The organism is Streptomyces sp. P9(2023) (assembly GCF_032436795.1).
Taxonomy (GTDB): domain Bacteria; phylum Actinomycetota; class Actinomycetes; order Streptomycetales; family Streptomycetaceae; genus Streptomyces.
On sequence record NZ_JAUPWM010000041.1, the window covers coordinates 33,657 to 53,718 of the forward strand.

The window sequence follows — 20,062 nt, forward strand, 5'->3', positions numbered from 1 at the left end:
ACCCCGACCGCACCGGGAGGTTGTGTGCGCGGCTCCAGGAGCGACTCCAGGAACGAGGACGACGCGACGCCGTCGTCCTCTCGCGGCCGGCGGGTACGACTCGCGGTGACGGCGGCCGGAGTGGCGCTGTTGGCCGCCGGCGGACTGTACGCGGCGGGTCTCGTCTCCACCGGTGACGACATATCCGACGGCACCCGGGTGGACGGCGTGGACATCGGCGGCATGAGTCGCGAGGAGGCCCGCGCCACGCTGCAGTCGTCGGCGCCGCCGTCCTGGACCGCGCCGATACCGGTGCGGATCGGCGAGAGCACCGGCACCGTCGATCCCGCCACGGCCGGACTGAGCGTCGACGTGGAGAAGACCGTCGACAAGGCGGCCGACCCGGGGCGCGATCCGGTGACGGTGATCGGCCGGCTGTTCTCCTCCGACGAGCGGACCGTCGAACCGGTCGTCGCCTTCGACGAGACCAAGGCCCGCGCGGCGATGGCCGAGACCGCCCGCACGCACGACCGTGCGAGGGTGGAGGGCGAGGTCGCCTTCAAGAACGGCCAGGCGGTGACCGTCCAGGCCCGCGACGGTCAGAAGCTCGACGTCGACGGCTCCGTGGACACCCTGCGCGCCAACTATCCAGAACCCGAGGGCGAGAACCAGGTGACGCTGCCGACCGCCGTCTCCCGGCCCGAGGTGAGCGAGGCCGAGACGGCGCGCTTCCTCAACACCTTCGGTACGCCCGCGATGTCGGGGCCGGTCACCCTCACCGTCGACGGCGAGCGCCTGCGGATCACCCCGACCACGCTCGGCGCCCATCTGACGGTGAAGGCGGACGACCAGGGCCGGCTGGTCCCCACGCTCGACTCGAAGGCCCTGATCCGGGACCCGGCGGTGGCCCGCCCGCTCGACGCGATCGCGACCGGTCCCGTCGAGGCACGGCTGGGCGTGGAGAACGGCCAGGTGGTGGTCCTCGCGGACGGAAGGCCGGGCCATGAGGTGACCGCGAAGGCCCTCGGCGACGCGGTCATGCCGCTGCTGCCGAAGCGGGGCGAGGCGGCGCGGACCGGGCCTGTGGCCACCGAGTTGATCCAGCCGGTGCTGACCCGGAAGTCCGTGGCGGAGATGGGCATCAAGGAGCAGATGTCGACGTTCACGGTCAACTTCCCGACCGCGCCCTACCGGACGATCAACATCGGCCGGGCGGTCGAGCTGATCAACGGCTCGCTGGTGAGGCCCGGCGAGGTCTGGAGCTTCAACAAGACCGTCGGGGAGCGCACCAAGGCCAACGGTTTCGTCGACGGCACGATGATCCTGGACGGCCAGTACCACTCGGCGCCGGGCGGCGGGGTGTCCGCCGTCGCGACCACGGTCTTCAACGCCATCTTCTTCGCCGGGGTGAAGCCGGTCGAGTACGGCGCGCACTCCTTCTACATCGAGCGGTACCCGCCGGGCCGGGAGGCGACGGTGGCCTGGGGCACGCTCGACCTGAAGTTCCGCAACAACTCGGACGCCTCGATCTACATCAAGGCGAGCGCCACCGACTCCTCGGTGACGATCAGCTTCCTCGGCACCAAGAAGTACGACGAGGTGGAGGCCGTGGAAGGGCCCCGCACCAACCTCACGGAGCCCGCCGAGCGGACCGGCACCGGCCCGAAGTGCGAGCCGCAGCCGCCGCTGGAGGGCTTCGACATCACCGTGGACCGGGTGTTCCGCGACGGCGGGGCGGAGGTCGGCCGGGAGACCTTCCGTACGCACTACACCCCGCGCGACCGCGTCACGTGCGAATCAGAGGAGCCTCCGCCCCCAGCACCTGAAGCAGGTGGGTGACCGCCTCCGCGACGGCCGTGCGGGCCGGGCCGAGGTAGCGGCGCGGGTCGACGGTCGTGGCGTTCTCCCCCAGGTGGGTCCGGACGGCGCCGGTGAACGCCTTGTTGAGGTGGGTGGCGACGTTCACCTTCGTCATTCCCGCGCTCACGGCCCGGCCGAGGTCGGCGTCGGGGACGCCCGAGGAGCCGTGCAGGACGAGGGGGACGTCCACGGCCTCGCGGAGCCGGGCGATGAGGTCGAGGTCGAGGACCGCGTCCCGGGTGAGCATCGCGTGCGAGCTGCCGACGGCGACGGCGAGCGCGTCCACGCCGGTCGCGGCGACGAACGCGCGTGCCTCGTCGGGGTCGGTGCGGACCCCGGGCGCGTGGGCGCCGTCCTTGCCGCCCACCTCGCCGAGTTCGGCCTCCACCCAGACGTCGTGGCGGTGGCAGCGGTCCGTCATCGCACGGGTGGCGGCGACGTTCTCCTCGTACGGGAGGGTCGACGCGTCGAACATGACCGAGCGGAAGCCCAACTCGACGGCCTCGTGGACGAGTTCGGGCGTCTCGGCGTGGTCGAGGTGGACGGCGACCGGGACGGCGGCGCGGCGGGCGACGGCGAGGGTCGCGAGTCCGATGGGTTCCAGGGAGCCGTGGTAGCGGACGGTGTTCTCGCTGATCTGCAGGATGACGGGCCGGCCCGCCGCCTCGGCGCCCGCGACGATGGCCTGCGCGTGCTCGATCTGGATGACGTTGAACGCCCCCGCGCCCACCTTGCGTTCGCGGGCGTCGAGGACGATCTCGCCGGTCGGGCTGAGCGGCATCAGCTCTCCTCCGCGTCGGGCCCGCCGGCGGTGAGGACGACGGACCTGCTGAGGTTGCGCGGCCGGTCCGGGTCCTGGCCCTGGGCCTCGGCGAGCAGGACGGCGAGCCGCTGGACGCGGATGAGGTCGGCCATCGGGTCGAGCTCCGCCTCGGTGTCGCCGGACTCGGCGACGAGGGTGCCGCCGACGCGGGCGACGTCGTCGGCGAGGCCGGTGGGCACCGGGCCGAAGGACCAGGCGACCCGGCCGGGCGCGGTGATGCTGATGGGGCCGTGCCGGTACTCCATGGCCGGGTAGCCCTCGGTCCAGGCGCCCGCCGCCTCGCGCATCTTCAGGCCGGCTTCGAGGGCGAGACCGTAGGTCCAGCCGGTGCCGAGGAAGGTGTACTGCTCGGCCTCGGTGATCTCGGTGGCCAGCGGTTCGGCGACGGCGCGTTCGGCGTCCTCGGCGGCGCGCTCGACGGTCCGTACCCCGGCCGGGAGGGCGTCCTCGTCCTCCAGGTGGGCGCGGAGCAGGGCGAGGGCGGTGGTGGCGAAGCGGGTCTGGACGACCGACTCCTCGTCGGCGAAGTCGAGGACGGCGACGGCGTCGGCGGCCGTCATGACGGGGGTCGTGGGGTCGGCGGTGAGGGCGCCGGTGGCGACGGCCCCCTGGACCCGGCGGAGCAGGTCGAGGACCTCGGTCGTGGTGCCGGAGCGGGTGATCGCGAGGACCCGGTCGTAGCGGCGGCCGAAGGGGAACTCGGAGGCGGCGAAGGCGTCGGTCTCGCCGTGGCCGCCGTCCTCCCGGAGCCGGGCGTAGGCCTGGGCGATGAACCAGGAGGTGCCGCAGCCGACGACGGCGACGCGCTCGCCGCGCACCGGGAGCGCCGCACGGTGCTGGGGCAGGGTCTCGGCGGCCTTGCGCCAGGAGGCGGGTTGGGACGCGATTTCGGCGGCGGTGCGGGAGGGTCCCGAGGTGGGCACGTACGACTCCTTCACAGACACAGGATGCTCAGTCTTGCTCGTAACATATTCTTTTCGAGCATCTTCGAGCAGAGGCTACGGTGGGCAGTATCCCCCAGCCAGGGCGTCCGGTCCAGGCTCCACGGCCTCCGGGCGGCGCTAAAATCGCGATCATGTCGAAGCACGAGCGGTGGAACACGCTCCTCGAACTGCTCACCGCCACCGGCCGGCTGGAGGTCGAGGAGGCCGCCGCCACGCTCGACGTCTCTCCCGCCACGATCCGCCGGGACCTCGACGAGCTGGCCGAGCAGCGCCTCCTCGTCCGCACCCGCGGCGGGGCCGTCCCGCACGGCGTCTCGTACGAGCTGCCCCTGCGCTACAAGTCCTCCCGGCACGCCTCGGAGAAGCAGCGGATCGCCGCCGCCGTGGCCGGGCTCGTCCACGAGGGCGAGGTGGTCGGCCTCAACGGCGGGACGACCACGACCGAGGTGGCCCGCGCGCTCGCCCTGCGCTTCGGCGGCGCCCCACCCGACGCACCCGGCACCCCGCCCGCTCCCGCGCTGACGGTGGTGACCAACGCCCTGAACATCGCGGGCGAGCTCGCCGTGCGCCCCCAGATCAAGATCGTCGTGTCGGGCGGGGTGGCCCGGCCGCAGACGTACGAACTGGTCGGCCCACTGGCGGCCGGCGTCCTGAACGAGGTCGTGCTCGACGTCGTCGTCCTCGGGGTCGACGGCCTCGACCCCGACCTCGGGATCATGGCGCACCACGAGGACGAGGCCGGGATCAGCCGCCTCTTCGCCGAGCGCGCGAGCCGGGTCGTCGTGGTCACCGACTCCTCCAAGATGGGGCGGCGCGCCTTCGCCCGGATCTGCGGGCTCGACCGCGTCGACGTACTGGTCACCGACGCGGCCGTTCCGGCGGAGGTGGTGCGGCGGCTCGCCGACGCCGACGTGGAGGTCGTCACCGTCTGAGCCCGCCGCACCACCGCACGGGCTGTGTCAGCCGGTGATGATCCCCGGGTCGCTGACGCCCGCCGTGCCGTTCTCGACATGGCCCGCGAAGCGGCGCAGGAAGGTGCTGTTGCCGCTGGACACGACCGAGAGGTCGTACCAGCGCTTGCTGCCCCGCAGATCCACGGTGTGCGTCACGGTCGCGCCCTTGGCCACGGCGACGCGCTGCGACTGGCCGCCGTAGGCCGCGGCGCTGGTGACCGTGAGCGTGACCGCGGCCGTGCCGGTGTTCGTCATCGTCAGCACGAGACTGCCGGCCACGGCGTCATGACGGGCCGTCACCTCGGGTCCCGCCGTCTTGCCCGGTCCCCGGAGGGTGCGCAGGAAGCCGTTGGGGCCGGTGACGGTGAGGTCGTAGACCCCCGAGGAGTACGTGGTGTTCCAGGTGTCGGCGATGGTCCTGCCGGCCGACGCCGTGTACGTCCACGGGCCGTCGGTGCGGTTCGGCGCGGTGATGTGGAAGAAGGCACCGGCCTTGGCGCCCGCGCCGAAGGTGAGGGTGAAGCGGCCGGTGGAGGGCGTCGCCGTGCCGTCCACGTACAGCTCGTACGGCAGCGGCCTGGTCGGGCGCGCTCCGCTCTCCTGGACCGGCAGGGCCGGCTGGGCGGGCGGCTTCGGCACGTAGCTGGGGTGCCGGTCGTTGTCCAGCGGCTTGTAGGACGAGGTGTCGGGCAGCGCCGGGCGGGTGGCGTCCTCCAGGCCGAAGTCGAAGGCCGAGCTCAGATCGCCGCAGATGGCTCGCCGCCAGGGCGAGATCTGGGGCTCCTGCACCCCGAACCGACGCTCCATGAACCGGATGATCGAGGTGTGGTCGAAGACCTCGGAACAGACGTAACCGCCCTTGCTCCAGGGCGAGACGACCAGCATGGGGACGCGCTGGCCGAGGCCGTAGACCCCGGCGGCGTAGCTCGCGTTGCCGGCGAAGTGGTCCAGGGAGGTGTCGACGGTGGAGAGCCCCTGGGAGGCGGAGGCCGGCGGGTACGGCGGGACGACGTGGTCGAAGTAGCCGTCGTTCTCGTCGTACGTGATGAACAGCGCGGTCTTGCTCCACACCTCCGGGTTGGAGGTCAGCGCGTCCAGGACCTGCGAGATGTACCAGGCGCCGTAGTTCGCGGGGAAGTTGGGGTGCTCGGTGAAGGCCTCGGGCGCGGCGATCCAGGAGATCTTCGGCAGCCGGTTCGCTGCGACGTCGGCGCGGAGGATGTCGAAGAAGCCGTCGCCCTTGGACGCGTCGGTGCCGGTGCGGGCCTTGTCGTAGAGCGGGTTGCCCGGCTGGGCGCTGCGGTACTGGTTGAAGTACAGCAGGGAGTTGTCGCCGTAGTTGCCGCGGTAGGCGTCGTCGATCCAGCCCCACTTGCCGGCGGCGTTCAGGCCGTCGCCGATGTCCTGGTAGATCTTCCAGGAGACCCCGGCCTGCTCGAGCCGCTCGGGATACGTCGTCCAGCTGTATCCGGCCTCCTCGTTGCCGAGGACGGGGCCGCCGCCGGTGCGGTCGTTGCCGGTGTGGCCGGTCCACGTGTAGTAGCGGTTGGGGTCCGTGGCGCCGATGAAGGAGCAGTGGTAGGCGTCGCAGACGGTGAACGCGTCGGCGAGGGCGTAGTGGAACGGAATGTCGTTCCGGTTCAGATACGCCATGGTGCCGGCCGACTTGGCCGGGATCCACTGGTCGTACTTGCCGTTGTTGAAGGCCTGGTGGCCGCCGGCCCAGTCGTGGTTGAGCCCGGCGATGAACTGCATGCCGAGGTCGTCGGCCGTCGGATGGTAGGGCAGCACGGTCTTGCCGCTGCCCTGCTGGTGCCAGACGGACTTGCCGCTGGGCAGGGTGACGGGGCGGGGGTCGCCGAAGCCCCGGACGCCGTTGAGGGCGCCGAAGTAGTGGTCGAAGGAGCGGTTCTCCTGCATCAGCACGACGATGTGCTCGACGTCGGAGATCGTGCCGGAGGCACGGGCGGCGGGGATGGCGGCGGCGCGCGCGATGCTGCTGCTGAGCGCGGCGGTTCCCGCGGTGGCGCCCGCTATCTGGAGAAAGCGGCGCCGGTCGAGATCGGTCATGGTCTGAGCACCTCTGGTGGATTCCGGTGGGGCGGCGGTCCGAGCGAGCCCAAAGATCAGTGGACGAGAGGTCGCCCACGTGTCGTCGACGCGTGGCAGCGCGGTACATGACATGAACGCGGAACACATGAACGCGGAACAAGGTAGGCGTCGGCCACTCCCGGGCGGGGGCCGACGTCGAAGAGTCCATGAGCCGGTACGAGAAGTCCATGCGGAGGGGGTCTCGGAAACCGGGCGAAAAAATCTCGGCCGACGATGTCGAGAACCCGTGGCGGGCTCCGTCCCCGCTGTGAAGGCGACCAGAATGGGTCACCCGGCACCGAGGAGAGACATCATGGCCAAGTACCTTCTGCTCAAGCACTACCGCGGCGCCCCGGCTTCGGCCAACGACGTGCCGATGGACAAGTGGACGCCGGATGAGATCTCGGCGCACATGCAGTACATGCACGACTTCGCGGGCCGGCTCGAGAAGACCGGCGAGTTCGTCGACGGTCAGGCGCTCGCCCCCGAGGGCGCGTGGGTCCGGTACGACGGTGAGGGGCGCCCGCCGGTCACCGACGGGCCGTTCGCCGAGACCAAGGACCTCATCGCCGGCTGGCTGGTGATCGACGTCGACAGCTACGACCGCGCCGTCGAGCTGGCCGGTGAGCTGTCGGCGGCGCCCGGTGCGGGCGGGAAGCCGATCCACGAGTGGCTGGAGCTGCGCCCCTTCCTGGCCGCGCCGCCCACCATCACGGAGTGACTCTGCCGATGGACGAGGCACTGCTCCGGAGCCTCACGCCGGGCGTGCTCGGGATCCTCGTCCGCCGCGGAGCCGACTTCGCGGCGGCCGAGGACGCCGTACAGGAAGCGCTGGTCGAGGCGGTCCGGTTGTGGCCCGCCGACGAGCCGCGCGATCCCAAGGGCTGGCTGGTCACGGTGGCCTGGCGCAAGTTCCTCGACACGACCCGGGCGGACGCCGCGCGCCGTCGGCGGGAGGACCGCGTGGACGAGGAACCGGCGCCGGGCCCCACGCCCTCGGCGGACGACACGCTCCAGCTGTACTTCCTCTGCGCCCACCCGTCGCTGACGCCGTCGTCGGCGGTCGCGCTCACGCTGCGCGCGGTGGGCGGGCTGACCACCCGGCAGATCGCCCGGGCCTACCTCGTGCCCGAAGCGACGATGGCGCAGCGGATCAGCCGGGCCAAGCGCACGGTCTCGGGAGTCCGGTTCGACCGGCCGGGCGATGTGGCCACCGTCCTGCGCGTGCTGTACCTGGTCTTCAACGAGGGCTACTCCGGCGACGTCGACCTCGCCGCCGAGGCCATCCGGCTCACCCGGCAGCTCGCGGCGGCGACCGACCACCCCGAGGTCTCGGGGCTGCTGGCGCTCATGCTGCTGCACCACGCCCGGCGCGCGGCACGGACCGCGCCGGACGGCAGCCTGGTGCCGCTCGCAGAGCAGGACCGTGGCCGGTGGGACACCGGGGCGATCGCCGAGGGCGTGGAGATCCTGCAGGCGGCCCTCGCCCGCGACCGGCTGGGCGAGTTCCAGGCCCAGGCGGCCGTCGCGGCCCTGCACGCCGACGCGCGCACGGCCGAGGAGACCGACTGGGTGCAGATCGTCGAGTGGTACGACGAGCTCGCGCGGCTGACCGACAGCCCGGTCGTCCGGCTCAACCGCGCGGTGGCCGTCGGCGAGGCGGACGGCCCGCGCGGGGGTCTGGCGGCGCTCGCGGAGCTGGACGACACCCTGCCCCGCCACACCGCGGTGGCGGCCTACCTCCATGAACGCGCCGGCGACCTGAACACGGCGGCCCGCCTCTACGCGGAGGCCGCCCGACAGGCCCCCAACCTCGCCGAACGCGACCACCTGACCCGCCAGGCCGCACGACTCAACACGTCCGGACGCCGCTGAGAGCTCGCGCCCGTCCGCCGGACAGGCCCTAGCGGCCCCGGCGGACGCGGGCGGCCTGGCGGGCCTCCGCCGTTTTACGGGCCTCGGCGGAGCGGCGGGACTCGTTCTTGGCGCGGCCGGGCTTGCCCGGGACCGTACCGATGCCGCGGAAGGGCGCGCCGCCCCGCTTGGGGCCTTCGGTGCTCGGCGCGCTGCCCGCGACGGGCACGCCCGACGGGGTCTTCGCGCCGGTGATACGGCTCAGCTCGGCCTCGCCGGAACGGACCTGGGTCACCCGGGCGCGGATCCCCGCCTCGCCCATCAGCCGGACGACCTCCTTGCGCTGGTCCGGCACGACCAGCGTCACGACGCTGCCGGACTCGCCGGCGCGGGCGGTCCGGCCGCCCCGGTGCAGGTAGTCCTTGTGGTCGGCGGGCGGGTCGACGTTGACGACGAGGTCCACCTGGTCGACGTGGATGCCGCGGGCGGCCACGTTGGTGGCCACGAGGACGGTGATGTCGCCGCTCCTGAACCGATCCAGGGTGCGGTTGCGCAGCGGCTGCGACTTGCCGCCGTGCAGCGCCTCGGCGCGGACGCCGCTGCCGCGCAGGTGGGCGGTGAAGCGGTCGACGGAGGCCTTGGTGTCCAGGAACATGATCACCCGCCCGTCGCGGGCGGCGATCTCCGTGGCGGTGGCGTACTTGTCGGGGCCGTGCACCTGGAGGACGTGGTGCTCCATGGTGGTGACGGTGGCGGCCGAGGGGTCGACCGAGTGCACGACGGGGTCGTGGAGGTAGCGCTCGACCAGCTGGTCGACGTTCCGGTCGAGGGTGGCGGAGAACAGCATCCGCTGGCCGTCGGGGTGGACGAGGTCGAGCACCTCGGTGACCTGGTCCAGGAAGCCCATGTCGGCCATCTGGTCGGCCTCGTCCAGGACGGTGATGTCCACCCGCTCCAGGCGGATGTCCTTGCGCGCGACGAGGTCGTTGAGGCGGCCGGGGGTCGCGATGACGACCTCGGCGCCTTCGCGGAGCACGGTGGCCTGGCGGCCGATCGACAGACCGCCGACGACCGTGGCGAGACGGAGCTTGAGGACGCGGGCGTACGGCGTGAGCGCGTCGGTGACCTGCTGGGCCAGCTCGCGGGTGGGGACGAGGATCAGGGCCCGGGGCTTGCGCGGCTCGGCTCGCCGGCCGGCGGTGCGCACGAGCAGCGGCAGGCCGAACGCGAGGGTCTTGCCCGATCCGGTGCGCCCGCGCCCGAGGACGTCACGCCCCGCGAGGGCGTTCGGCAGGGTCGCGGCCTGGATGGGGAAGGGCGTGTCGACACCGAGTTCGGTGAGCAGCTCCCGTACCGCGGTGGGCAGCTCCAGCTCGGCGAAGGAGGCGACCGCGGGAAGCGCGGGGGTGTGGGTGACCGGCGATGCGAATTCGTTCATGAGTCAGACCTCGTCCGAAAATGCGACGAGCCGGGGCCCTCGCCACACGGGCGAGGACCCCAGCTGCGTCGCGGAAGGCTCGGCGATCAGGCGGGGACGATGTTCTCCGCCTGCGGGCCCTTCTGACCCTGGGTGACGTCGAAGGTCACCTTCTGGCCCTCCTGCAGCTCACGGAAGCCGGAGGTCGCGATGTTGGAGTAGTGGGCGAACACGTCCGGGCCGCCACCCTCCTGCTCGATGAAGCCGAAGCCCTTTTCCGAGTTGAACCACTTCACGGTGCCAGTAGCCATGTCAAATCTCCTTCGAGGCACTACCCGGAGTCCGCACTGTGCGAATCCGGCGTCGCCGCATGATTGCCCCGTCCGGAAACAGCACCGAAAATACAAAAAGTGCCCGGCGAAATAAATTCGCGAAAGGCACTTGAAGTCTTATGGGAACCACAACTGCAACTGAGTCGACTGTAGCACGGCGTGGTCGGCTGCGCACGGAAACCTGCCGATGAGGGCCTGTCGGGGCGGCAGCGGGCCGACCAGCGGGTGGACCGGGTGCGCGCACCCGCCGGCGGACGCCACGCCCGGGCCCCCGCGGCGGCGTGACAGACCGCGCCTATCAGGTCATCGAAATGCCCTCTTTGACTCTCGTCCGAGAATTACCGGACGCCGATTTCGCGGCGCGTTCAGCATTTCGAAACCCTCCTGTCGGAAAGGTGCGGTCCCCATGCCCGTGTCGCGGGCGGTTGGCCACGCACCGCCCGCTCAGGGTCAGGCGGACACGGGCTGCTCCCGGCCGGCGCCGTCGAAGGGCGGGTAGCTCGGACCGGTCCGCTCGGCGGCGTCGATGTAGTCGGAGAGCGCGTCGCGGGAGCGGGCGAGCTGCTCCATCTGGTCGTCGAGGCGGCGCAGCCGTGACCGCATCGCGGTCAGCAGCTCGGCACAGCCGGGCAGCTCGGGGGCCTCACCGACGGCGCAGGGCAGCACGTAGGCGATGTCCTCGGAGTTCAGGCCGGCTCCGAGCAGGTGCCGGATCTGTTTGACGCGGAGCACGGCGCTCTCGTCGTACTCGCGGTACCCGTTGCCGGCGCGGTCCGCCTCCAGCAGGCCCTGGGACTCGTAGTAGCGCAACTGATGGGCGTGGACGCCCGTCCGACGGCTCAGTTCCCCGATGCGCATGATGCCTCACTTGACCTTCATACCGGTGTCAACGTTCACGATGCTGTCATGAGCAACCACACCGATACCGCCGTTTCATCCGTGACCGTCGTCGGACTCGGGCTGATGGGCCAGGCGCTCGCCGGCGCCTTCCTGAAGGCCGGGCATCCGACCACCGTCTGGAACCGCACGGCCGCCAAGGCCGACGCGCTGGTGGCCGAGGGCGCGCGGCTCGCGCCGACGATCGGCGACGCGCTCCGGGCGGGTTCCCTGACGATCGTCTGCCTCACCGACTACCGGGCCGTGCGCGAGCTGCTCGGCGCGAGCGAGGCCGACCTGGCCGGCACGACGTTGATCAACCTGACCTCGGGCGACTCGACCCAGGCCCGGGAAACCGCCCGCTGGGCCGAGGAGCGAGGCGCCCGCTACCTGGACGGCGCCATCATGGCCATCCCGTCGTCGATCGGGACCGCGGGGGCGGTGATCCTGCACAGCGGTCCGGAGGCGGAGTTCGAGGCGCACAGGCCGACGCTCGACGCGCTCGGCACCGCCACGTACCTCGGTGCGGACCACGGCCTCGCGTCCCTGTACGACGTCGCCGGGCTCGCCATGATGTGGAGCGTCCTGAACGCCTGGCTCCAGGGCACCGCGATGCTCAGGGCGGCCGGTGTGGACGCCGCGACGTACGCGCCGTTCGCCCAGATGATCGCCGCCGAGGTGGCCACCTGGCTGCCGGGGTACGCCGAGCAGATCGACAAGGGCTCCTTCCCGGCCGAGGTCTCGGCCCTGGAGACCGACGCGCGGGCGATGGCGCACCTGATCGAGGAGAGCGAGGCACTGGGTGTCAACGCCGAACTCCCCAGGCTGATCAGGTCGATGGCCGACCGGGCGATCGCCGCCGGGCACGGCGGGGAGCAGTATCCCGTGCTGATCGAGGAGTTCGGCACGCCCCGCACCGACTGACCGCCCTCCCCCGGCACCTGGCTCGGGCCGGCAGGTGTCGGGGAGCGGCCCCGGAGGCGCGGTCAGCCGGTGACGAGGCCGACGACGAGGTTGATGGCGGTGGCCAGGATGCTGGTGCCGAAGACGTACGACAGCAAGGAGTGCCGCAGCACCACCGCGCGGATCCGGCGGCTGGAGACGTCGGTGTCGGAGACCTGGTAGGTCATCCCGAGGTTGTAGCTGAAGTAGAGGAAGTCCCGGTACGCGGGCGGCTCGTCGGAGTTGAAGTCGATCCCTCCGGGGGACGTCCCGCAGTAGAGGTACGCGTAGCGCGTCGCGTACATGAGGTGGAGTGCCGCCCAGGCCATGAAGACCCCGCTGAGCGCGGTCGCGGCGGCCGCGTGGCCGGTGTCGTCTCCGCCGCGCAGCAGGAGGACGACGATGCTGGCCAGTCCGCACAGGGCCACGGCGACGATGACGATCTCGTCGACGGCGGGCCGGAAGTCCTCGCGGCGGGCGTCGCGCCGTGTGGTGGCCGCGTCCATCGGATAGAGCACGAGCCAGCCCGCCACGACGAACAGCGTCTCGGCCGCGGCGATACCGGCGAGGATGCCCAGCGGTACGTCGGTGAGCGCGGCGACGAGCACCGCGACGGCCGCGCCGACGACGACGGCACAGCCGAGCCGGGCGACGGCGGACTGGGGCAACCGCTGTGTCATGGTTCGTGACCCTCACTGGGTGACCGGGGCGTTCATTTCCTGAGGACGACGACCGCCTCGTCCGTGTACGTCAGGAAGGTCAGCGTCTCCTGGAAGTACAGCTCGATGCCCTTGGCGTCGTGCGCGGTGTAGCCGATCGCCAGGTCCTGGCCGAGGAGGAGCTCGAAGTCGCCGCCGCGGGTGGACAGGACGAACGCGCCGGTGAGCGCCGGGGCCCAGATCGGGTCGCCGCCGAGGATCCGGCCGAGGTGGGCCGCGATCGGGTAGCCGTGGTCGGAGGTCTCGCTGACCGCCGTGTAGGCGTCGGCGCCGAGCAGCAGCGCGTACGGGCCGTCGACACCGGCCAGGCGCAGCGAGGTCAGGGCGCGGCTGATCGCGTCGGGGTAGTCGCGCGGCTCGGCCGGCAGGCTCAGCTCCGGGTTGGTGGAGCGGGCCCGCAGCCCCTCGATGCCGGCCGCCGCGTAACCGTCGAAGACGGCCCGGTCCTCGGCGAACGCCATGGCGCGCGCCGCGTCCTTCACCGGCTGCCAGTCGGAGTCGTGCGAGCCGCGCTCGACGTCGTCCACGGCGGCCCGGCTCACGGTGAACGGGACCCGGAGTTCGACCAGCGGTCGGGCCTCGCGCAGGTGCGCGGCGACACCGGGGGCGGGCGGATCGATGGCGGAGAGGTGCCCGGTGCCGGTGGCGGCGAGCGCCGGGCCGCCCGGGTCGGGGACGTCCACGACACGGCGTCCGGCGACGTGCCGCCGGAAGGTGCGGACGGCCTCCTCCTCGATCTCGGCCCAGGCGGCGGGGGTGATGGGGGCGAGTTCGCGGTGCAGGTTGTCGGTGGCGGCGGGGTTGGTCATGACGCTCAGGCTCCTTTGAGGCTGCCGATGCGCAGGGTGTCGCCGCGCAGGGTGTCGCCGCGCACGGAGTCGCCGCGCAGGGCGGCAGCGGCGGGCGGGGGCGGGGCGGGAAGGTCGCCGAGGAGGTCGGCGCTGGGAACGAAGAAGAGGCCGCCGGTGACGGCCGTGGAGAAGTCCAGGATGCGGTCGGTACGGCCGGGCGGGTCGCCGAGGAACATGTTGCGGAGCATTCGCTCGGTCACCTCCGGGGTCCGCGCGTAGCCGATGAAGTACGTGCCGAACTCGCCTCGGCCGACCTGCCCGAACGGCATGTTCTCGCGGAGGATCTGCCGCTCGGTGCCGTCCTCGTCGACGATCGTGTTGAGCGCGACGTGCGAGTCGGGCGGCTTGATGTCGTCGGGCAGTTCGACGTTGGCGGCCTTCGTACGGCCGATGACGTGCTCCTGTTCCTCGACGGTGAGCGACTGCCAGGCCGTCATGTCATGGACGTACTTCTGCACGATGACGTAGCTGCCGCCGTGGAACGGCGGTTCGTCGTCGGCCTCGGTGACGTAGACGGCGTCGGTGGCCGCGCCGCCCTCGGGGTTCTCGCTGCCGTCGACGAAGCCGAGGAGGTCGCGTTCGTCGAAGTACGCGAAGCCGTGCACCTCGTCGACGACCGTGACGGCCTGGCCCAGGGCCTCCAGGAGGAGCCGGGCGAGTTCGAAGCAGAGGTCCGTGCGCCGGGCGCGCAGATGGAAGAGGAGATCGCCCGGAGTGGCCGGCGCCCGGTGCCTGGGGCCCGTCAGCGGTGGCAAGGGATGGAGTTCGCGCGGGCGCGGCCCGCCGACGAGCCGGTCCCACGCCGCGGAGCCGATGCCCGCGACACAGGTCAGACGGTCGTCGGGCGCCCGGAACGCCACGGACCGCGTCAGTCCGGCCAGCTCGGCCAGCGCGTCCCGTACGGCGGCCTCCCCGCCGGGGTTCACGGTGGCCACCAGGAACACGGCGGCCTTCGACGGCGGTACGACGACGGGCTGCGTGGTGACCATGTGGCTCCAGTGGACGTGGTGGACGCGGTCAGGGCGTGCGGGCGGCGGCGGCTTCGATGGTGACCCGGACGTGCTTCATGATCGGCTGGTCGCTCTGGGTGCTGTAGTCGCCGAGCGCGCACAGGACGTTCATCTCGGGCATGTACCCGGCCGCGCAGCCGCGCGGGATGTCGTACGGGATCGCCAGAAAGCCGTGCAGGTGGCGTTGACTGCCGTCCCTGGCGGTGCTGGTGATGTCGACGGGGTCGAACTGCGCGATCCCGCGCTCGCGCATGTCGTCCTCGTTCATGAAGACGAGCGTGCGCAGGTTCTTGACGCCGCGATAGCGGTCGTCGGCGGAGTAGATGGTGGTGTTCCACTGGTCGTGCGAGCGCATCGTGCCCAGCGCGAGCGTGCCGGGGGCCGGGACGACGTCGGGCAGTTCGGCGGTGGAGAACTCGGCTCGACCGGAGGGGGTGAGGAAGACGAGCTCCCGCGCGGGCTGCTTGATACGGAAACCCAGCGGCAGCCGTACCCGGCGGTTGAAGTCCTCGAAGCCGTCGAGGGCCTGGGCCATCGTGTCGCGGATGCGGTCGTAGTCCTCGACGTACCACTCCCACGGCGTCTCGCTGTCGGGGAGGGCCGCGCGGGCCATGCCGGCGACGATCGCGGGCTCGGCGAGCAGGTGCGGCGAGGCCGGGCGCTTCATGCCGACGGAGAGGTGCACCATGCTCATCGAGTCCTCGACGGAGGTGCTCTGCAGGCCTTTGCGCTGCTGGTCCTTCTCGGTGCGGCCGAGGCAGGGCAGGATCAGCGCCTGCCTGCCGTGGACGATGTGGCTGCGGTTGAGCTTGGTGCTCACGTGGACGGTGAGTTCGCAGTTGCGCAGCGCCCCGTACGTGACGGGGGTGTCGGGCGCCGCCAGGGCGAAGTTGCCGCCCATGCCGATGAAGACCTTCACCTCGCCGCGCCGCATCGCCTCGATGGTCCGTACGGTGTCCAGGCCGTGCTCGCGCGGCGGGTCGATCTTGCAGGCCTCCGCGAGCCGGTCCAGGAACTCCGTGGTCGGGCGGTGCTCGATGCCGCAGGTGCGGTTGCCCTGGACGTTGCTGTGGCCGCGCACCGGGGAGGGTCCGGCGCCCTCCCGGCCCAGATTGCCGCGCAGCAGCAGGAGGTTGACGATCTCCCGTACGGTGTCGACGCCGTGCTCGTGCTGGGTGACGCCGAGGCACCAGCTGACGATGGAGCGGTCCGCCTCGCGGTAGACCCGGGCAGCCTTGAGGATGTCGGCGCGGCCGATGCCGGACTGGCGCTCGATCTCGTCCCAGGGCGTGGCCTCGCAGAGGGCGCGGTACTCCTCGAAGCCGGCGGTGTGACGGTCGATGAACTCCCGGTCCAGCGCCTTGGGGTCGGCGTTCGACTGCTCCAGGATCGCCTTGGCCATGCCCCGTACGAGCGCCATGTCGCCGCCGATGCGCGGCTGGAGGTTCAGGGTGCTCGTCCGGGTGGCGTGGAAGGTCGCCATGTCCTTGAAGTCGTGCGGGATGATCGTGCGGGTGGCGGCCGCCTCGACGAGCGGGTTGATGTGCACGACCTGGGCGCCCCGGTGGTACGCCTCCGCGAGGGCGGTCAGCATCCGGGGCGCGTTGGAGGCCGCGTTGACGCCGAGGATGAAGAGGGCGTCGGTGGTCTCCCAGTCCTTGAGGTCGACGGTCCCCTTTCCGGTGCCGAGGGACGCCTGGAGGGCCCGGCCGCTGGCCTCGTGGCACATGTTGGAGCAGTCGGGCAGGTTGTTCGTGCCCAGTTCCCGGGCCATGAGCTGGTAGAGGAACGTGGCCTCGTTGCCGAGCCGGCCGGAGGTGTAGTACGCGGCCTGGTGCGGGGAGTCCAGCTCGCGCAGGGTGCGTCCGACGAGCTCGAACGCGTCCTTCCAGCTGATCGGGGTGTAGAGGTCGGTGTCGGGGTCGTAGACCATCGGTTCGGTCAGCCGCCCCTGGTTCTCCAGGTCGTAGTCGCTCCACCCGGACAGCTCGGTCACCGAGTGGGCGGCGAAGAACGCGCGGTCGACCCGCTTGCGGGTCATCTCCCAGGTGACGTGCTTGATGCCGTTCTCGCAGATGTCCAGATGCAGGCCCTTGGTGTCGTCGGGCCAGGCGCAGCCGGGGCAGTCGAAGCCGGTGTTCTCGTGGTTCATCTTCATGATCGCCCGTGGCCCGTCCACGAGCGCGCCCTCGCGGGCCATGAACCGGGTCACGCTGTTGGCGGCGCCCCATCCGGCGGCCGGGTGGTGATAGGGCCGGAACTCCGGCTCACCGGTGGGCTCGGGGCCCACCCGCGCCTGCACCTGTTCCTGCTCTTCGGGGGTGGCGCTCATGCTTCCGCCCTTTCGCCGAGCGGGCCGGCGTCGGCGTGTTCGCGCACCGCGATCCGGGCCAGCTTCGTCAGCATCATGCCGTTGCGGACGGCCATGACGTAGTCCACGGGGAGTCCGTGCATCCGGGTGCCGGGGCCTCGGAGGGGGTGCCAGTCGAGGGTGAGGAGGGTGTTCTCACCCCAGGGGGTCAGGTTCATGGCGATACGGGCCGCGCCGAAGGGGTCGGCCTTCGCCTCCAGTTCCAGGCGGCGTTCGGGTTCGCAGATGCGGACGACGACGGTGTCGTCGAGGGTCAGGGAGCCGGCGCCGACGCGGACCTTCAGGCGGGCGCCCACGGCCGGCCAGTGCGGGTCGGCAGAGAGGACCTCCTGCGTGCCCGTCACCCACTCCCCGTAGCGGTGGCCCTCGGACAGCAGGCCCCAGACCTCGGACGGCGAGCTCAGGATCAGACGGCGGTTCCGGGCCACGCCGATCACGCTCCTTCGGGGGTTCGAGACCCAGCTTCGTGCCGCGCGCACGGCCCCGCAGTCCGGCTGGGCCGAACGGCTGGCGGCGGCCGCGCGGCGCGCCGACCCACAAAGGGAGACATATCGTGCCTAATGACCGGTCGCTCCCCCACGCGTGCCCTCTGCGATCGCCCGAGAAAGGTCGGCTCTCATGCATCCTGCGCTCAGCACCGAACTGCTCGCGAAACTGCGTCAGCCCCGCCCGTATCCGGCCGTCTCCCTGCTCATGCCCACGCACCGCCGGGAGCCGGACAACGCCCAGGACCCCGTCCGGCTCCGCAATCTGGTGGCCGAGGCAGGGCAGGCGCTGGAGAACGATCCGGCGGTGACCCGTGAGCGGCGGCTCGACGTGCTGAGCCAGCTGGAGCAGGCCCTCGCCGAGGTCGACCTCGTCCACGCCGAGGACGGCCTCGTGATCTACGCCGCGCCCGGGGAGCACCACGTCTGGTCGGTGGCCCGGACGGTGCCCGAGCGGGTCGTCATCGCCGACACCTTCCTCACCCGCAATCTCGTCGCCGCGCAGGCCGCCGAGCAGCCCTTCTGGGCGCTGGCCGTGGCGGCCGACCGGGTCTCCCTCTGGGACGGCGAGTCCGAGCGCGTCACCGAGAGCACCGAGCAGGGCTTTCCGCTGACGCGGAGCCTGGAGAAGCCTGACGTCGAGCGCGAGGAGCGCGTCGGCGAGGTGCCGAGCACCTTCCAGGACGAGGACACCCGGCATTTCCTGCGGGACGCACACGAGGCGATGCGCATCGTGCTCAGCTCCTCCCCCAGGCCGCTGTACCTGATCGGCGACGCGCCCGCGCTCTCCCTCCTGGCGGACCAGGGCGCCCTGGGCAAGGACGTCACGAACGTCACGAGCGGCGGCCTGGCCGACGGACCGGCGGCGGAGGTCTGGCGGACGGTCCAGCCCCTGCGTACGGCACGGACGGCGGCCGACACGGCGACCGTCTCCGCCGAGCTGGACGCGGCGCAGGGCCGCCGCGAGTTCGCGGGTGGCCTCGACGAGGTCTGGGTGGCCGCGAAGGAGGGCCGGGTCCGCCTGCTGGCCGTGGAGGAGAACTACCAGACGGTCGTACGCGACTACGGGGACCACCTCGAACCCGCCGAGCCGGGCGACCTCGACGCGCGGGACGACATCGTGGACGAGGTCGTCGAACAGGCCCTGGGCACGGGGGCGGACGTGCGCTTCGTCCCCGACGACACGCTGGCGGGGACGGGGCGTATCTCGGCCGTCCTCCGTTACTGAGCACCGAGCCCTGAGCACTGAGCCCGGCGCCCGTGCCCAGGCGCGTACCGAAACCCGTAACGAAGCCGTACCGAAGCCGTACCGAAGCCCGCACCGGGAAGAGGCAACGCCCATGAACCACCCCACCCCCGCGACCGGCAGCACGAGCCGCGTCGGCAGGCGGGCCGCCCACGCCGTCGCGACGCTCGTCGTGGCGACGACCGGTGCCGCGCTGCTCGTGTCCTGCGGCACGGACGGCGACGACGCGGGCAGCGCCCCGTCCTTCTCCGAGCGCCCGTCCCCGCCGGACACCGCCTCCTTCACCGGCTCCCCGCCCTCGGCGCTCGCCTCGTCGGCCTCGGCGGCCGTCGAGTCCGCACGGGCCTCCGCGTCCTCGGCGGCGGCCTCGGCGTCCGCCCGCGAGGCGTCCCGCAAGGCGTCGATCGGCGCGGAGGTCGAACGGTCGCGACAGGCCGCGGAGGACGCCCTGAAGAACGTCCAGGGCCGGGGGAACGCCCTCGGCGAGGTCACGATGACCGGCCTGCCGCGCGCCGAGACGAAGGGCCGGCTCGCCGTCCTCGTCAGCATCACCAACAGGACGGACGCCACGGCTTCGTACGCCGCCCAGGTCGACTTCCTCGACTCCTCGGGCAAGGTCGTGGAGACCCAGTTCGTCGGAGCCGAGGACCTCGCCCCCGGTGAGCGTGCCCAGCCGGTCGTGACCAGCCGCGAGCCCGCCGAACCCGCACTGACGCCGAAGCTGGTCAAGGCGCAGCGGTATTGACGCGCAGGTCGGCGGGCGGCGCTACTCCGCCGCTCCGGCGAGCTGCTCCGCCAGCGCCTTCTCGTCCTGCTCCGCGAGCGACGTCTTCAGCAGGGTGCCGCCGAAGGGCTGCATGGCGGCGGCGAACTTGTCCTCGGTGATCTTCGAGGCCATGATCACCACGGCCGCGGAGCCGGGCTTGAGGAGGGACTGGACCTTGCTCCGGAAGTCCTTGTCGATGCCCATCTGGCTCAGTCTGCCGATCAGGCCTCCCACCGCCGCGCCCACGACACCCATGGCCGGGGTGAGGATGAGCATCCCGAAGACCATGCCCCACAGGGCCCCGGCGGTGGCCGAGACGGCCACCTTCTCGCTCTTGGCGGGTGTGTCGACGTGGGTTTCGCCGTCCTCGTCGACCGAGACGACGGCGAGCCCGCTGAGCTCGACGACATGGCTGTTCTGGAGCTCCTGCACCGCCTTGAAGGCCTTCTTCGCCTCGGACGCCTCGTCGTAGCCGATCACGATGAGCTCAGACATGTTTTGTCTCCTTTGCCATCAAACCAGTCGCTTCGCACCCTATGCTCG

At 71.7% G+C, this 20,062-nt stretch carries 19 protein-coding genes; 7 read left to right on the plus strand and 12 right to left on the minus strand.

Annotated features, from left to right (window positions below; genetic code table 11):
• Window positions 1-24: 24 nt before the first annotated feature.
• Window positions 25-1,818 (plus strand): VanW family protein, encoded by a 1,794-nt coding sequence (locus tag Q5762_RS31800; protein WP_315895739.1) that lies wholly within the window; start codon window positions 25-27, stop codon window positions 1,816-1,818.
• On the opposite strand, the gene Q5762_RS31805 is transcribed toward Q5762_RS31800, so the two are convergent.
• A complete protein-coding gene (locus tag Q5762_RS31805; protein ID WP_315895740.1) occupies window positions 1,766-2,620 on the minus strand; it encodes a class II fructose-bisphosphate aldolase in 855 nt (284 codons plus the stop codon). The two genes, Q5762_RS31800 and Q5762_RS31805, sit on opposite strands and share 53 nt — an antisense overlap.
• Window positions 2,620-3,585 carry a sugar isomerase gene (locus Q5762_RS31810; RefSeq protein WP_315895741.1) on the minus strand — a complete coding sequence of 322 codons (966 nt, stop codon included), beginning with the start codon at window positions 3,583-3,585 and terminating at the stop codon, window positions 2,620-2,622. The genes Q5762_RS31805 and Q5762_RS31810 overlap by 1 nt, the downstream gene beginning before the upstream one ends.
• 152 nt (window positions 3,586-3,737) lie before the next feature.
• Here Q5762_RS31810 and Q5762_RS31815 point away from each other — a divergent pair, with 152 nt between their 5' ends.
• A complete protein-coding gene (locus Q5762_RS31815; protein WP_315895742.1) occupies window positions 3,738-4,538 on the plus strand; it encodes a DeoR/GlpR family DNA-binding transcription regulator in 801 nt (266 codons plus the stop codon).
• A 27-nt stretch (window positions 4,539-4,565) separates the two neighbouring features.
• On the opposite strand, the gene Q5762_RS31820 is transcribed toward Q5762_RS31815, so the two are convergent.
• Window positions 4,566-6,629, minus strand: a complete 2,064-nt coding sequence (locus Q5762_RS31820; protein WP_315895743.1) for a phosphocholine-specific phospholipase C — start codon at window positions 6,627-6,629, stop codon at window positions 4,566-4,568.
• Window positions 6,630-6,963: 334 nt separating this feature from the next.
• Between Q5762_RS31820 and Q5762_RS31825 the strand changes: the two genes are divergently transcribed.
• Together Q5762_RS31825 and Q5762_RS31830 are read left to right on the plus strand one after the other, a co-directional pair.
• Entirely contained in the window at window positions 6,964-7,371 is a 408-nt protein-coding gene (locus Q5762_RS31825; protein ID WP_315895744.1) for a YciI family protein, read from the plus strand.
• 8 nt (window positions 7,372-7,379) lie between these two features.
• Window positions 7,380-8,525: a DUF6596 domain-containing protein gene (locus Q5762_RS31830; RefSeq protein WP_315895764.1), complete on the plus strand. Its 1,146-nt coding sequence runs from the start codon at window positions 7,380-7,382 to the stop codon at window positions 8,523-8,525.
• A 28-nt stretch (window positions 8,526-8,553) separates the two neighbouring features.
• On the opposite strand, the gene Q5762_RS31835 is transcribed toward Q5762_RS31830, so the two are convergent.
• From Q5762_RS31835 to Q5762_RS31845, 3 genes are all read right to left on the minus strand, one after another.
• The gene (locus Q5762_RS31835; RefSeq protein ID WP_315895745.1) at window positions 8,554-9,942 is read right to left on the minus strand and encodes a DEAD/DEAH box helicase; all 1,389 of its coding nucleotides are present in this window, start codon (window positions 9,940-9,942) and stop codon (window positions 8,554-8,556) included.
• Window positions 9,943-10,028: 86 nt separating this feature from the next.
• Window positions 10,029-10,232 carry a cold-shock protein gene (locus tag Q5762_RS31840; RefSeq protein ID WP_003991681.1) on the minus strand — a complete coding sequence of 68 codons (204 nt, stop codon included), beginning with the start codon at window positions 10,230-10,232 and terminating at the stop codon, window positions 10,029-10,031.
• Window positions 10,233-10,703: 471 nt separating this feature from the next.
• Window positions 10,704-11,111: a MerR family transcriptional regulator gene (locus tag Q5762_RS31845; RefSeq protein WP_315895746.1), complete on the minus strand. Its 408-nt coding sequence runs from the start codon at window positions 11,109-11,111 to the stop codon at window positions 10,704-10,706.
• 48 nt (window positions 11,112-11,159) lie between these two features.
• Between Q5762_RS31845 and Q5762_RS31850 the strand changes: the two genes are divergently transcribed.
• Complete coding sequence (locus Q5762_RS31850; RefSeq protein ID WP_315895747.1) at window positions 11,160-12,053, plus strand: NAD(P)-binding domain-containing protein; 894 nt, start codon at window positions 11,160-11,162, stop codon at window positions 12,051-12,053.
• Between the two features lie 62 nt (window positions 12,054-12,115).
• Here Q5762_RS31850 and Q5762_RS31855 read toward each other — a convergent pair whose 3' ends face one another.
• The 5 genes from Q5762_RS31855 to Q5762_RS31875 are packed head-to-tail and all read right to left on the minus strand — an operon-like array spanning window position 12,116 to window position 17,450.
• Complete coding sequence (locus Q5762_RS31855; RefSeq protein WP_315895748.1) at window positions 12,116-12,751, minus strand: DUF1345 domain-containing protein; 636 nt, start codon at window positions 12,749-12,751, stop codon at window positions 12,116-12,118.
• Window positions 12,752-12,783: 32 nt separating this feature from the next.
• On the minus strand, window positions 12,784-13,599 hold the full coding sequence (locus Q5762_RS31860; RefSeq protein ID WP_315895749.1) for a family 1 encapsulin nanocompartment shell protein: 816 nt from the start codon (window positions 13,597-13,599) through the stop codon (window positions 12,784-12,786).
• 5 nt (window positions 13,600-13,604) lie between these two features.
• Entirely contained in the window at window positions 13,605-14,630 is a 1,026-nt protein-coding gene (locus Q5762_RS31865; protein ID WP_315895750.1) for a Dyp-type peroxidase, read from the minus strand.
• A gap of 28 nt (window positions 14,631-14,658) precedes the next feature.
• The gene (locus Q5762_RS31870; RefSeq protein WP_315895751.1) at window positions 14,659-16,983 is read right to left on the minus strand and encodes an FdhF/YdeP family oxidoreductase; all 2,325 of its coding nucleotides are present in this window, start codon (window positions 16,981-16,983) and stop codon (window positions 14,659-14,661) included.
• Entirely contained in the window at window positions 16,980-17,450 is a 471-nt protein-coding gene (locus Q5762_RS31875) for an SRPBCC family protein (RefSeq protein WP_315895752.1), read from the minus strand. The genes Q5762_RS31870 and Q5762_RS31875 overlap by 4 nt, the downstream gene beginning before the upstream one ends.
• Window positions 17,451-17,640: 190 nt before the next feature.
• On the opposite strand from Q5762_RS31875, the gene Q5762_RS31880 reads away from it, so the two are divergent.
• The gene (locus Q5762_RS31880) at window positions 17,641-18,735 is read left to right on the plus strand and encodes a chemotaxis protein (protein WP_315895753.1); all 1,095 of its coding nucleotides are present in this window, start codon (window positions 17,641-17,643) and stop codon (window positions 18,733-18,735) included.
• A gap of 112 nt (window positions 18,736-18,847) precedes the next feature.
• Entirely contained in the window at window positions 18,848-19,498 is a 651-nt protein-coding gene (locus tag Q5762_RS31885) for a hypothetical protein (protein ID WP_315895754.1), read from the plus strand.
• A gap of 21 nt (window positions 19,499-19,519) precedes the next feature.
• On the opposite strand, the gene Q5762_RS31890 is transcribed toward Q5762_RS31885, so the two are convergent.
• Window positions 19,520-20,014, minus strand: coding sequence for a DUF1269 domain-containing protein (locus Q5762_RS31890; RefSeq protein ID WP_315895755.1), 495 nt, complete (start codon window positions 20,012-20,014; stop codon window positions 19,520-19,522).
• Window positions 20,015-20,062 lie beyond the last annotated feature (48 nt).